This window comes from Xanthomonas indica, from assembly GCF_040529045.1.
Lineage (GTDB): Bacteria > Pseudomonadota > Gammaproteobacteria > Xanthomonadales > Xanthomonadaceae > Xanthomonas_A > Xanthomonas_A indica.
Window position 1 is genome coordinate 641,042 of record NZ_CP131914.1, and the last position, 13,578, is coordinate 654,619.

At 68.6% G+C, this 13,578-nt stretch carries 14 protein-coding genes; 1 reads left to right on the plus strand and 13 read right to left on the minus strand.

Annotated features, from left to right (window positions below):
- Positions 1-165: 165 nt before the first annotated feature.
- The 13 genes from Q7W82_RS02740 to Q7W82_RS02800 form a co-directional block, all read right to left on the minus strand.
- A complete protein-coding gene (locus tag Q7W82_RS02740) occupies positions 166-1,713 on the minus strand; it encodes a PepSY-associated TM helix domain-containing protein (RefSeq protein WP_242158200.1) in 1,548 nt (515 codons plus the stop codon).
- Positions 1,710-1,982: a hypothetical protein gene (locus Q7W82_RS02745; protein ID WP_242158198.1), complete on the minus strand. Its 273-nt coding sequence runs from the start codon at positions 1,980-1,982 to the stop codon at positions 1,710-1,712. The genes Q7W82_RS02740 and Q7W82_RS02745 overlap by 4 nt, the downstream gene beginning before the upstream one ends.
- The gene (locus Q7W82_RS02750; RefSeq protein WP_242158196.1) at positions 1,972-2,262 is read right to left on the minus strand and encodes a hypothetical protein; all 291 of its coding nucleotides are present in this window, start codon (positions 2,260-2,262) and stop codon (positions 1,972-1,974) included. The genes Q7W82_RS02745 and Q7W82_RS02750 overlap by 11 nt, the downstream gene beginning before the upstream one ends.
- The gene (locus tag Q7W82_RS02755; RefSeq protein WP_242158390.1) at positions 2,262-4,514 is read right to left on the minus strand and encodes a TonB-dependent receptor; all 2,253 of its coding nucleotides are present in this window, start codon (positions 4,512-4,514) and stop codon (positions 2,262-2,264) included. Before Q7W82_RS02755 ends, Q7W82_RS02750 begins: the two co-directional genes overlap by 1 nt.
- A gap of 917 nt (positions 4,515-5,431) precedes the next feature.
- Positions 5,432-7,810, minus strand: coding sequence for a TonB-dependent receptor (locus Q7W82_RS02760; RefSeq protein ID WP_242158187.1), 2,379 nt, complete (start codon positions 7,808-7,810; stop codon positions 5,432-5,434).
- A 348-nt stretch (positions 7,811-8,158) separates the two neighbouring features.
- Complete coding sequence (gene arsN2, locus Q7W82_RS02765; protein ID WP_242158184.1) at positions 8,159-8,593, minus strand: arsenic resistance N-acetyltransferase ArsN2; 435 nt, start codon at positions 8,591-8,593, stop codon at positions 8,159-8,161.
- Positions 8,594-8,634: 41 nt separating this feature from the next.
- On the minus strand, positions 8,635-9,078 hold the full coding sequence (locus Q7W82_RS02770; RefSeq protein ID WP_242158182.1) for a hypothetical protein: 444 nt from the start codon (positions 9,076-9,078) through the stop codon (positions 8,635-8,637).
- A gap of 85 nt (positions 9,079-9,163) precedes the next feature.
- The gene (locus Q7W82_RS02775) at positions 9,164-9,628 is read right to left on the minus strand and encodes a nuclear transport factor 2 family protein (protein ID WP_242158180.1); all 465 of its coding nucleotides are present in this window, start codon (positions 9,626-9,628) and stop codon (positions 9,164-9,166) included.
- A 306-nt stretch (positions 9,629-9,934) separates the two neighbouring features.
- The gene (locus Q7W82_RS02780; protein ID WP_242158177.1) at positions 9,935-10,375 is read right to left on the minus strand and encodes a hypothetical protein; all 441 of its coding nucleotides are present in this window, start codon (positions 10,373-10,375) and stop codon (positions 9,935-9,937) included.
- 121 nt (positions 10,376-10,496) lie between these two features.
- On the minus strand, positions 10,497-10,889 hold the full coding sequence (locus Q7W82_RS02785) for a hypothetical protein (RefSeq protein WP_242158175.1): 393 nt from the start codon (positions 10,887-10,889) through the stop codon (positions 10,497-10,499).
- A gap of 392 nt (positions 10,890-11,281) precedes the next feature.
- Positions 11,282-11,740, minus strand: coding sequence for a hypothetical protein (locus tag Q7W82_RS02790; RefSeq protein ID WP_242158173.1), 459 nt, complete (start codon positions 11,738-11,740; stop codon positions 11,282-11,284).
- Between the two features lie 59 nt (positions 11,741-11,799).
- A complete protein-coding gene (locus tag Q7W82_RS02795) occupies positions 11,800-12,081 on the minus strand; it encodes a hypothetical protein (RefSeq protein ID WP_242158171.1) in 282 nt (93 codons plus the stop codon).
- A gap of 250 nt (positions 12,082-12,331) precedes the next feature.
- Positions 12,332-12,628 carry an immunity 26/phosphotriesterase HocA family protein gene (locus tag Q7W82_RS02800; RefSeq protein ID WP_242158169.1) on the minus strand — a complete coding sequence of 99 codons (297 nt, stop codon included), beginning with the start codon at positions 12,626-12,628 and terminating at the stop codon, positions 12,332-12,334.
- A gap of 253 nt (positions 12,629-12,881) precedes the next feature.
- Between Q7W82_RS02800 and Q7W82_RS02805 the strand changes: the two genes are divergently transcribed.
- Complete coding sequence (locus Q7W82_RS02805) at positions 12,882-13,559, plus strand: hypothetical protein (protein WP_242158167.1); 678 nt, start codon at positions 12,882-12,884, stop codon at positions 13,557-13,559.
- Positions 13,560-13,578: the final 19 nt, after the last annotated feature.

Genomic DNA, 13,578 nt, shown 5'->3' on the forward strand with positions numbered 1-13,578 from the left:
GGAGCAGGTCACATCAAACGTGCAACCCGACTCCATTTCGCGCGGACGCTGCGGTGCCCACGTCGAGACCATGAAAAAGCACCGGCGCGCGATTGTCCACTTTCGCGGCCATCGATTGCGTGACAGCGGCACCCTACCGTGCCGCATGGCGTGCGCTGCGGCGCCTCAGCGCGGCGGCGGGAACGCCCACACGCTGTGCGGATCGCCGCCCTGCCCGCGACGGTACGCCGCGCGCGCCATCTGCCAGTAGGCCCAGGCCAGCAGCAACGCACAGGCGTCGATCGCCAGCAGGGTGCCGCTGCTCCACGGCGCCACCCAACCGGCGGCACCGCGCAACCCGGCCAGCGGCACCAACGCGGTCAACGTCGCGCAGGCCAGCAGCAGTTCGTAGGCGCCGCGCGCCGTCGGCCGCAGCAGCGCCCAGGCCACCGCGAGCGCGAACACCGCGTAGTACGCGCCACGCTCCATGCCCGGCGGCAGCAGGCGCGCAGCCACGAACAGCGCCGAGACCCCGGCCACGCAGCCCAGGCACACGCCGGTGGTGAGCCGTGCCATGACGTGGGTGCGCAGCGGCTGCGCGTGCTGGCGGCGCTTGCGCCGTGCTTCCACCCACAGCAGGTTGCCGCTGTAGAACAGGAACGCGCCGCCGAGCCCGAGCAGGAAGTACAGCCATTGCAGCGGCCAACGCCCGTAGTTGCCGAAGTGCAGGGTCTGCAGGCCGCGCAGCGCGGCCACGCCCGGCGACATGGTCTGCGGCGACAGCACCCGCAGCACCTGGCCGTCGGCCGCGCGCAGCGCCACGCCGCCGAGGGTGTTGAGCCGGCGCTGGTCCTGGTGGCCGTAGAGCTCCACCTGCGCGTTGGCGTCGCCGGCGTCGTGGAAGGACAGGCTCTCCGGCACGAAGCCGGGATTGGCCGCGCGCGCCCGCGCCACCAACTCGGCCACCGGCAGCATCGGCGCAGGCACGTGCGCGGGCTGCACGTGCGGGGCCAGTTCGAAGTCCGGCTGCAGCACCTGCATCAGCTTGCCGTCGAACACCAGGTACTGGAACGGCGCCAGCAGCAGCACGCCCAGGGTCAGCACCGCGCCGGACCAGGCGAAGATCACGTGGAACGGCAGCGACAGCATGCCGATGGCGTTGTGCGCGTCCTGCCACAGGCGCTTGACGTTGCGGCCGCGGCGCAGCGCGAACAGGTCCTTGAGCAGCACCGGCGCATACAGCACCACGCCGCTGACCAGGGCCAGCCCGTACAGCAGGCAGACCACGCCGAACAGGTAGGTGCCGAAGGTGCGCGGCAGGCCGGCAGTGAAATGCAGGTCGTACAGGAAGTCCACGAAGCCGCTGCGCTGCGGCAGTTGCAGCGGTTGCCCATCGGCGCCGGGCTGGAACTGCACCATGCCGCCGAAGGCCTGCTGTGCCGCCGGCCCGAACGCATACAGCTGCGGCAACGCGCGGCCCTCGCCCGGCAGCATCAGCGTGTAGGACTCGGCCAGCGCCGGATGCCGCGCCAGCACCGCATCGGCCAGCGCCTGCGCGGCCTGTTCCGACGGCAGCGCAGGCGCGTGCACGTCAGGCGGCCGCGGCCACTGTTCCAAGTCGTGGGTGAACACGTTGATCGCCCCGGCATAGAAGGCGATGAACAAGGCCATGCCGGCGAGCAGACCCATCCAGCTGTGCGCCGACAGGAACTGGCGCAGGGTCGCGGCCTTCATGGGGTCACCTGCACGAGATGGCTGGCCTTGAGCAGGAACAGCGCCACGTAGCACAGCGCGGTCGCCGCGCCCAGCCACAGCCACGCGCGTGCGCCGCTGCGGAACACGAAGGCCAGCGACATCGCGCCGATCCACGCCGGGAACACCAGCAACAGCCAGGGCAGCGTATGCACCTGCAGATTGCCCGGCCACAGCAACACGCACAGGCCGATCGCACCCACCGCCAGCGGCAGGCCGAGCACGATCGCCGCCAGCCACCTAGCCCACATCGCCAGCCCCTCGGTGCAATTGCCGCCACGCATCCAGGTACGGCAAGGCCACCGCCGCCAGCATCGTCGCGCTCAATGCGGCGAAGACGCCGGCCCACACGCCGAGCGCGGCGATCGCCGCACCCAGCGCCGCCACGCACAGCAGCGTGCCGGCCACGCGCAGCGCGCGCGCGCGCCGGCGCCAGGCCGGGCACAGCCGCTGATGCGCGGTGGCCAGGTAGAACGCCAGCGCCGCCAGCGCGGCGGCCAGCAGATAGCCGGCGGTGGCGAGGGCGGTCATCACCAGCGCGCCTCGAAGCCGATGCCGACCACCCGCGGCGCGCCCAGGATCGCGACCGGCTCGGTGGCCCAGCGGTACTGCACGTAGTCGCGGTCGAGCAGGTTGTTGGCGAAGATCCACGCGCTCCAGTCCAGGTTCTCGTAGCCGAACTTGGCGTTGACCACGGTGCGCGAGGCCAGCTGCACGGCGCCGGCGCCGATGTCGGTGTACACGCGGTCGCGGAAGCTGGCGTTGAGGTTGGCCAGCCAGCCGTCGGCAAAGCGCCAGTTGGCGCCCAGCGCGGCGGTCCAGTGCGGCGCGTAGGCGAACTCGCGGCCGGCGTAGTCGATGACCGAGGCGCCGGCGATGGTGGCGAAGCTGTCGTAGCGGGTGTGCGCATAGCCCAGCGAGCCGTACCAGTCGAAGGCCTCGTTGGGGCGATGGCTGGCCTCCAGCTCGGCCCCGTACAGATGCGCGCGGCCGGCGTTGACGGTGTTGTAGTCGAAGCTGTTGAGGCCGAAGTAGGCGGTGGTCTGCTTGTCCTTCCAGTCGATGTAGTAGGCGTTGGCGTTGAGGGTCAGGCGCCGGTCCAGCCACTGCGAGCGCAGCGAGGCCTCGTAGTTCCAGGTGTATTCCGGGTCGTAGGGGAAGGCCTGGCTGCGCGCGGAGTTGAAGCTGGAGCCGCCGGAGCGGTAACCGCGCTGCACCACCAGGCTGGTCGACAGGTCCGGATTCCAGTCGTAGCGCACGCCGAGCTTGGGCAGCAAGGCGTCGAAGTCGCGCGTGTTCCAGGCCACCTCGCCGTTGGCCGAGCGCACGATGCCGGCCACGCCCTGGTTGATCGCGACGATGGCCCGGTACAGCGCGGTGCCGCTGGCGGCGAAGGCGGCCGGGTCGGGATAGCGGCCGGCGAAGGCGGCGGTGGTGTCGGAGGCCATGGCGTAGCGCTGGCGGTCGTAGCGCAGCCCGCCCAGCAGCGAGAAGCCGCTGCCGACCTGCCACTGGCCGTCGGCGAACAGCGCGCGGTTGCTGGAGCGGGTCGGGCTGGCGCTGACGTAGTCGACCGGAATCACCGGCAGCGCCTGCGCGTAGCGGGTGGCGATCGCGGTGGCGGTGGCGGCCGGGAAGCCGGCGCTGCGCAGCAGGCCGGCGATGGTCGTGGTCGGCGTGGCGACGTTGTTCAGCAGTTGCGCGTCGTTGTCTTCCACGTGCCGCGCCCAGTACGCGCCGATCAGGCCCTGCACCGAGGCGCCGGCGTAGTGCAGGCGCAGTTCCTGCGAGGCGGTGGTGTCGTCGAGCTGGCGCTGCGCGTAGCCGGCGTTGTCCGGGCCATGGTCCATGTCCCACAGGCTGGACGAGGTGACCTTGTTCCAGGCGCTGACCGAGGACAGCGACCAGGCGTCGGAAAGCGCGTAGTCGGCCTGTAGGGTGACGATGTCGCTGTCGCTGCGGGTGCGGTCCGGGGTGTTGTTGGTGGCGTAGCGGTGCTCGAGGTAGTCGGGCAGGTCGGTGCGCACGTAGGTGTACATGTACGGGCCGGTGCGGTGCGAGCGGGTGTAGCCCAGTTGCACCTTCAGCCCGGCGATCGCCGACGGCGTCCACAGCAGCTTGCCGCGATAGATCGCCGAGACCTGCGCGTCGTCGGCGGCCTGGCGGGTGAGGTTCCAGGTGTAGCCGTCGAAGCTGCGCTGCTCCACCGAGGCGCGGAACGCCAGCTCGTCGGGCACGATCGGCCCGCCGATCGCGCCGGCCAGGCTGCGGTCGGACGGATCGGAGGCCAGCACCCGCAGCTTGCCCTGCCAATCCATGGTCGGCTCGGCGGTGCGCAGGACGATCGCGCCCGCCAGGGCGTTCTCGCCCTGCAGGGTGGACTGCGGACCGCGCAGGACCTCCACCTGCTGCAGGTCCCACAGGCTCAGCGGCGCCCAGCTGATCGCCTTCCACGGCAGGGCGGCGCCGTCCAGGTAGATGGTGGCCAGCGGCGCATCGCTGCCGCCGTCGATGTTGCGGATGCCGCGGATGCTGAAGCCGGCATCGCCATAGGTCTGCGCCATGTTGGCGGTGCGGTTGAACACCTCGTAGGCGTTCTGCAGGTTCTCCTGCTCGATGCGCGCCTCGGTGGTGACGGCGACCGAGCTGGTGGTGTCCTGCACGCTGCGGCCGCTCTTCTCGCCGGTGACGACGATCTGGTCGAGGGTGGTGGGATCGGGGGGAGGCGCGACTTCGGCGCCAGCGGCGCGCGTTGTGGGCGCCCAGCCCAGCAGGATGGACACGACAGACAAGGACAACACCGATCGCGCGACGCGCATGCACCACTCCCCCCGAAAGACTCACGGATGAAGGCATGGCGGCGGCTGTGCCCGGCTGCCGGACCCGGCAGCGCTGGGCGCGGACTGTAGCAGAGCGGGGGCGGGGCCGCCATGGGATTTGGGATGGGCGGCAGGTTTGCTCGGGGGTCTTGGGGGCGTGGGAGCGGCTTCAGCCGCGACGGGGGTTCCCGGGAACGCTCGTCGCGGCTGAAGCCGCTCCTACGGGTGGGCATCGCGCCAACGTATGCGTCACGCGCAGAGACGTGTTGTGGGAGGGACTTCAGTCCCGACGCAGTAGTAACCGGCGGCTGCCGCAATGCGGGGGGCGATCGTCTCAGGGGACTAGCGAGGCTGGCGCATCGCGCGTCGTGGCTGAAGCCGCTCCTACAGTTCTTCTCGTCCGGCACTCACGCTTGAAGCAACAGCAAAGGCTTTCGCCCTTGCGGGCGAGTTACTTTTCTTTGCTTGTGCAAAGAAAAGTAACCAAAAGAAAGCACACCCTGCCTCGCGCCCTCCGCGCTGCGCGCTCCGGGTCCGCGTCCATCACGGGGATCCGCGGAAGGGGGCATCCTGCCCCTGCCGCGGACGGCGTACATCCATGTACGCCGCCCTTCGGGTTTTTCCCCGCGATGGCCGCCGCTTCGGAAGGGAACCCGGTGAATCAAAAGCAAGAGCCAAAGCCAGGCAACAACAACAGCAACAGCAACAGCAACGGCAACGGCAACGGCAACGGCAACGGCAACGGCGACGGCGACGGCGACGGCTATCGTCACAGCGGCGGCAACGTGCTCCTATCAAACGCAAACGGGCAGGAGAACCATCGCCCTCCTACCCGCTGGCGCCGGCGTGTGCTGCCGGCGCGTGTGCTGCGATGCCTGCGATCAGTGCCAGTGCAGGTTGAACGAGACGCCGACGATGCGCGGTTCGTTGTACACGGCCGCCATGTAGTTCTCGATCACGCCCTTGAGGTTCTTCTCGTTGGTGATGTTGCGGGCGAATGCGGCCACTTCCCATGCGCCGTAGTCGCCGGTGTAGCCCAGCTTGAGGCCGCCCTCGAAGTTGCCGTTGGAGGTGAACTCGGTGGAGTCGTACAGCACGAAGCTGGTGTAGCCCTGCTTGTTCCAGTCGGTGGCGACGAAGAACGCGCCGCCGTCGTTGACCGGGATGTCGTAGCGGGCGGCCAGGTTGACATTGTACTTGGGGGCGTTCGGCAACGGGTTGCCGTCGATCTGGGCGAAGGTGTTGTTGCCGATGCGGATGGTCGGATCCTTCACCGTGCACACCACCACGCCGTTCAGGCCGCACACCTGCGCATACACGCGCTTGTCCTGGATCTCGCTGTGCAGCAGGCTCAGGCCGGCGGTCAGCGACAGGTTGGGGATCGGGCGCCAGTCCAGGTCCGCTTCCATGCCGTAGGCCTTGGCCTTGTCGGCGTTGAACAGCACGCCGTTGCCGTTGGCGTCGTTGCCGTTGAGCTGGATGTCGTCGACGGTGTAGGTGAAGCCGGTGACGTTCAAACGCAGGCGGTTGTCGAACAGGTTGCTCTTGATGCCGGCTTCCCACGACAGGATGGTTTCCGAGTCGGCGGTGGTGAAGTCGGAGTTGAACACCGCCGAACGGCCCTGGATGGTCGGACCGCGGAAGCCGCGGGCGACCTTCGCGTACACGTTGACGTTCGGGTTGATCGCGTACATCGCGCTCAGGTCCCAGCTCGGTTGGGTATCGGCCAAGCGCACGTCGCGGCGGCCCTTGTAGGTGACCACGCCGGCCGCGGTGTCGGCGGTCTTGAGCAGCTTGGTCTCCTTGCTGTCGCGGGTCTGGCGCACGCCGGCGGTCAGGGTCAGCGCGTCGGTGACCTTGTAGGTCAGCTGGCCGAAGCCGGCCCAGGAGGTGTTGCTGTTGTGCAGGCGCACCCAGTTGTTGGGATTGCGCGCGGCGGTCTGCAGGAAATAGGCGCGCTGGTAGAAATCGGTGGTGTCCTTGCCGTCGAAGTAGAACGCGCCGGCCTGCCACTGCAGCGCGGCGTCGCCTTCGCTGGCCAGGCGCAGTTCCTGGGTGTACTGGTCCAGGTCGCGCACCTGGCCCATCGATTGGCCGTAGCCGTTGGGCACGCCGTTGACCGGGAAGTTGGCCGCGGCGCCGCCGTCGGTGTCGCCGCGGCTGTAGCCGGAGGTGGTCTCGTAAGCGCTGATCGAGGTCAGCGACACGCCGCCGAAGTCGTAGATCGCCTTCAGCGAGGCGCCGTGGGTCCTGTACGCCTGCGGGTTGTCGTGGGCCTCGTCGTAGGCCACCTGGTCGCGCGGCACGTCGACCTTGTTGGAGCCCTTGCGCAGGGCGCCACGCAGGAACAGGGTGGAGGTGCCGTCGTAATCGCGGGTGTGGAACGAACCGAGAAGGGAGAAGTTCTCGCTCGGCTTCAGCAGCAGCTGCAGGCGCGCGTTGCGGTCGTCGTAGCCGCCCATCGCGTCCTTCTTCGGGGTGACCGTACCGTCGGCGCTGGGGCCGGTGTAGGTGTTGTCCACCCAGTCGTCGCGGTGCTGGTACAGGGTGGACACGCGGAACGACAGCACGTCGTTGATCGGGCCGCCGATGCCGCCGTCGACCGAGACCGTGTTGTAGCTGCCGTAGCTGGCGGTGACCCGGCCGGTGTAGTCGTCGCTGGGCTTGATGCTGTCGAACTTGACGATGCCGGCGGTGGTGTTGCGGCCGAACAGCGAGCCCTGCGGGCCGCGCAGCACTTCCACCTGGTCCAGGTCGTAGACCGGGTTGGACTTCAGCACCACGTGCTCCAGCACCACGTCGTCCTGGATGATCGACACCGGCTGCGAGGCGCCGAGGTAGAAATCGATGTTGCCCAGGCCGCGGATATAGAAGCGCGGGAAGATGCGGCCGGTGGTGGTTTCGGCATAGAAGCTGGGCACGCGGCCGGACAGCGCCAGCAGCGTGTCGTCGCCGCCGGCGGTGAAGTCGCGCATCGCCTCGCCCTGCACCACGCCCACCGACACCGGCACCTCCTGCAGGTTCTGCTCGCGGTGCTCGGCGGTGACGATGATGGTGTCCAGCGAGGTCGCCGCATCGCGGTTGCCGGCAGCGTTGGCCGGGCGGGTCTCGCTGCCGGCCAACGACGGCGCGCTGTCCTGCGCGGCGGCGGCGGCGGCGACCGAGGCCAGCACCAGGGCGGCGCAGGCCTGCGCCAGGCGGGTACGGGCCGGCGCGGCGCGCGCGGTCAGCGGCCGCGGGGAGAGAGCGGAATGCAGCATGTCGGATCCTTGTGAGCGCGCAAGATCGAGTCCGTTCGGCTTGCGCAGCAGCACGCGACGGCATGCGCCATACGGTGGCGCAGCGCGGCACGATATGTCGTCTGTGTTGCACCGCCATTGCAATGACGGCGCAGCGGCTGTTCCTGCAGGCATGCGCTGTCCGTGCTCCGGATCAGGCCGGCCATCCGTGCGCATTCCGTCTGACACGGCACCCGCGCCGCCAGCTTCCGCGCGACCAGCCTGGCAAGCGCCCGCCTGGAGATCGCGATGCGATCAGGCGCGTGCGCGTGCCACCGTGCGCGCCCCGCACCGCGTCTTCGGGCCGCGCAATGTCGCGTCGTGTTCGCCTCATCCCGGCGGCAGGCACCTCAGCATCACCGCTGCGGACGCGGGACACAGATTCCTGAGTTGCGTCGAGTCGCCGACGAAGGGCGGCAAGGTTGCGCGTTCGACCGCGTGATAGCCACGTGCTTCGAAGAATGCGCCCGCGGAGTTCGTGATCAGGAAGATCCGGAAGAGACCCAGCGTCCGTGCATGGTCCTCCGCGGTGTCGACGAGCTTGCCGCCGAGACCGGCGCCCCTGGCCTCGGGCCTGACCGCCAGGGAACGCAGCAGGGCACAGCCATCGCCCAGTTCCAGGCCGATGCACCCGATGGCGCCCGCGTCGTCGCCCGTCACGAAAAAGGCGACCTGGCGCCCTTGCAGCAGGTCCTCGGTCGGAAGTCCCGAGGCCTCGAGCAGCTTCACGATGTCGCTGGTGACGGCGGATTTCGCGATATACATGGCACGGCGCTCCTACGACCGGGCGAATGAACTGCCTCTTATCACGCGAGATCGCCGCTGACCATCCCGATGCCGCTCAGGCCGACGGAACCCGCGACCCTGGCGGATGGTCCGGCCGTCGAAGGGGCCACCCTACCTCGCGGATTCATGAATCGACGGGATCGGCACTGGATGGCGGATCCGGCGGCGACGCTGGGCCCGGAACGAGGCGCGCCGATGGCGCCATTCTGGGCCGAGAACGCCGCTTGATAGGCCACGTACTGCAACGATTGCAGCGGCGCGGGCATCGGCACCGCCACGCGCGCTTCCTCTGAGTTCCTGCTGGCCGGGAAGTCCGCGATCACCTCGGTGGCGGCACACGCGCAGCGTGCGAGCGGCGCTTCCATCGGCGAGTCATTGTATTCGAAGCACAATCGGACCAGGCGAAGCTGCCGATCAACCTCGATCAAGACATGCCGCAGTTGCCGGTGCACCTGACCGAGCAAGCCGCGCTGCAGGCTCAGCAGCAGCCCGGCACGGCCCGGCTACCGAATGCGTCCTTCGTGCGTTCCCTCGCCTGCGCCGGTGACATCAAGGCGTGCAGCGCTCCGCCGCGAAGTCGGCCAGGCGCTGGGTGAGCGTTCCTTCCTGCCACGCGATGTCGAGGATCACCCAGCGATCGTCTTGCCGACCGAGCACCACCGTGTCCGTCCACTGCAGGCTGTCGACGACCAGGCGGACGCGCACCCGTGCGGTATCGCCCTTGACCCGAGCGGTCGTCGAGACCAGCGCGGTAGGCTGGTCCGGCCACAGGAAGAATGGGCTCTGGTCCAGCATGTGCGGTTTGACGTCGGCCGGCACCAGCTTCGCGCAGGCCGCCTCGTAGGCGCGCTGCGCCGCCAGCGCCGCGAACAGCTGCCGCCCCAGCAGATGCCGCACCCGTGCAATGTCACCGTCGGCATGCTCGGGCTTGATCGCCCAGGCATAGAACGTCTGGACCGTGCGGACTGGCGATTCGCCCGCACTAGCGGCGAACGCGCTCAGCCATAGGCTCATCGCACACAGAAACCGCATTCCCCTCATGGATCGCCGACCCCTTGGGCCGCCAGGCGCGGCATGGCGATCCTCGGTTAGCCGCTGCGCGGCGTCAATGCGAGCGCTCCCTCGCAGCCGGCCTGGACGCAGCAACCAAGTGCCCTGGCCAACAGAGACATCCGGTCTCACCGAACCTACGCCCACGTAGGAGCGGCTTCAGCCGCGACGGGCGTTCCCGTTAAAGCCCGTCGCGGCTGAAGCCGCTCCTACGCAGCGACAACACATTGCGCTGAGTCACAGCAAAAAGGCCCCTATCAGCGCGGCCCTTCAGTCGCTGTCCACCCCGAGCACGCTCAGGCGCAGCGCTGGTGCATCCGGACCGGCTGGCGCATGCGCCAAGGTGCCGGTCACCCGCACCACCTGCCCATTGCCTTCTTCGCGCAGATGCGCCGCCTGGTCCGCGGTGACCGCCAACCGCAGCCGACGCACCTGCTCGTGCCGCGGCTGCCGCCCGTCCGCCGACGCCGCCACGCACACCGGCTGCGGCAGGATCAGCACCTCTTCCTGGGTCGCTGACGCACCGGCATCTGCGTGCGTGTGCGCATGCGGCGCGGTAGGCGCGGCGTTCCCAGTGGACGATGGCGCCAAGGTGCCGGACAAGGTGACCTGGGTCGGCCCGTACGGCAGACAGTGCTTGGGCGCTGCCATCACCTCGGGCACAGTGCCGAGCAGCAATAACGGGAACAGCGACAGGCTTCGGATCGGCATCGTGGCGGGCACAGACGGAGACGGGCCGCCGAGCATACCCAAGCACGATGGCAGGCGTGCTGCAGCCGGCGCCATCACCGGCGTGCGCAGCACCACGTTGCCGCCGAGACGGCAGCGGCGGTCAGGGTTCGCGCTCCACCACCACGTCGGTGAACTGCGGTTCGGCGGCGATCAGCGCATGCACCCGCGCAAAGCACGGATCGTCGTCGCGCATCGCATGCCGGCCGAGCACGCGCTCCCAGAACGAGCGTTCCTTCTCGATCTGCAGCATCCAGGTATGGTTGCCATCGACCTCTTCCTCGGCATAGGCGCCGACCAGGTAGGTGCGCCCCTGGCATTCCGCTTCGGACGCCCAGCCCCAATCCTCCGGGTCCGGTTCGGACAGGACCATGGCGTCGCCCACATGGACGCGCAGCCAATCCAGCAGCGAACTGCCGCGGATCGGGTTGATCGGATTTTCCGGCTCGGCGCTCACCTCGAACAGGCGGGAGCGGAAGTGAATGACAGGATGCATGCGGCAGCTTGATTCTCGAACGATCGGATGACGGACGCCCGCATCGGCGCGGCATGCGTCATAGCATGCACGGATGGGCGGTTCCGGAGGGTAAACGCACGCGCGTCGGTCCAGGTGGACAACGGCGCCGCGCGTCATGCGGCCCGGTGCAGTCGCTGCGGCACGTGGACGCGGCGCTGTGCGTTCGGTGCTCGCAGCGTCGGCGACCGGAGCCGGACGCCATCGCCGCAACCGGCCAGATCGATTGCAGCACGCCTGCATGACAACTCATCGCATTCCTCGTAGACAGGCACGCGCGCCCTGAGACACCCTGAGGCTAATCGCAGCGCTGCGCCATCCACAGGGCGGGTGGGGTTGCACTGAGGCGGCTAGAACGCGGCTGCGGCACGGCGTCACGGTGTTTGTTCGGGCTCCGGCTCCGACTGCAGATCCGGCTCGAACGGATGATCCGGCAGACACTGTCCGCACCACGGACAGAACTGCACGCAGATCGCGTCATTGAGATACCAGGTCGGATCCTCGCCACGGAACAACTCGAACCCGATCCGCACCGCCCTGTCCTGCTTGGTCACTGCCTCGAACATGCTGAAGCAGCAGTAACGAGCGACGCGCTCGCGCCACGGCCCGCTCTCGGGAAACTGTGCCTCCAGCCAGAGCGCGCTCCAGGCCTGGCAGGCCGTGCATTGCGCCAGATGCGACAGCGCCGCGTAGGTCGGTGGATCCGGAAAATGCTCCTCTTCCACCTCGATCAAGCCTTCCAGCGCCATCACCAGTTCGGGCCTTTGGTGAATCTGATCGCGCAGCGCCGACAGCGTGTGCCGGGTGATGAAGCAGGTGCTGGAATGGGGCATCGGTGCAATCCTTTGCAGTCCAAGGCGAGGAAGCGTAGTGCGATGCAGGCGCTTCGAGGTTAAGCGCCCGCCGCGCTCCACAGCGCATAACCCAACAGCCCCAATCCCACCAGGGCGAACCCACCCCAGAACGCCGCCGCGTCGGCCGAGACCACGCGTGGGGCCAGATAGGCGCTGCGCCTGCCGGATTTGCTGCGGCGTTTGCTGCTCCACGGTTCGACGCTGTAGTAGCCGAACGAGAACGCAGGCACCACGAGCATGCCGACGACGTAGCACAAGCCGTAGAGGACGATCTCGAGCAGCGGGCGCAGGACGACCTCGGTCAGCAGGCTTGCGGGCATGGTGTCACCTGGTCCAGACAGAAGTGATGTGCGGCGCCGGCCACGCCCATGCGTTGAGCCTGCATGCGATGCTCGCCGAGCGCAGGGTAGCCGTCAACGGCGGGCACCCTCGCTCACCGGCTGTCGCCGAGCAGCCGGTGCACCAACTCGCATCCAAGCACCGACATCGACGGATAACGAGTGTATTCGTCCACCGACAGCATCCGCACGAAGGTGTCGCCTTCGTGCAGTTCCCCGGCGATGTGGAAGGTCAGCAGCTCCCTGGTGCGCTGGGCAGCGGTGCGTGGCCGATGAGCTGCCAGTCGCCACTCTTGAGCTTCTGGGTGCCGGTAAACAGCAACCACATGTCCTTGTCGCCGTCGCGCACCGGCAGCGGCTGTCCCGGCGACGGGCCAAGCGTCGGGGCCGCCGCGTGCTGTTCCAGCACACAGAAGCCGACCACCTTGCGATAGTCGCCCTGCGGCGCCCACAGCACCTGGCAGAGCGCGTACGTCCCCGTGTCCAACAGGATCGCGAAGACATCGCCGGCCCGGTACGTCACGGCCATTGCATCATCCTCTTGCGTCCGAAAACTGGATCGCAAGGGTATCCCTGCGGCGTGCCTGCTCGCATCTCCCTGACAGGTCGAGGCGTTCGGCCACGTGGATGCCGTTGGTCGACGCGCATGACGCGCGAGACGCCGCGCCATGCGCCGCAGCGCCCTGCCCTGCAGGCACCACCGCGTCCCTGCCTATCGGTTCGCTCGCCACCGGTTCACCCCCATTGGCCCACACTGTCGCCCCACCTTTGGAGCGACTCTGATGCACAAGACCTGGCTGCTCGCCTTGTTGGCAGTTCCCGCACTGGCCCACGCGGCGCCGGACGAGGACACGGCGATGTGCCGCAACGGCGGCTTCCCCATGAGCACGGCCGGGTTCTCGCTCGCCAAGGTCGCGGTGCCGCGCCTCTATCTGCTCAACGACGACGACGGCTGCCCCGCCAAGGGCGAGGCCGCGTGCCGGCAGCGCGCCTATGTGGTCAAGGACGACACCGTGATCTTGGCGCAACGCCAGGGCGGCTTCGTCTGCGCGTTCTACCCCAACAAGGTCGGCGGCAGCGCCGGCTGGGTGGCGGCGTCCAGCGTGCAGCCACTGCCGTCGACCGCCGCACCGAAGCCGCAGGCCTGGGTCGGCCACTGGCACGACGGCGACAACGAGCTTCAGCTGCTCGCCAACGGCGACGGCACTCTCACCGCCAACGGCGATGCCTACTGGCCCAGCGCCAACCCGAGCCCCGAGGAAAGGCCAGGCGGCCCGAACCTGGGCGCCGTCACCGCACGCGGCTTTCCGGAAGGCAACCGGCTGGAACTGAGCGAGGACGACTGCAAAGTCCGCCTGCAGCTGCTCGGCGACCTGCTGGTGGTCTCGGACAACCTGCAGTGCGGCGGCGCCAATGTGAGCTTCAATGGCGTGTATCGACGCAATGCGGCCAAGCGCTGAGGCGCGGCCTCTGCGGTTT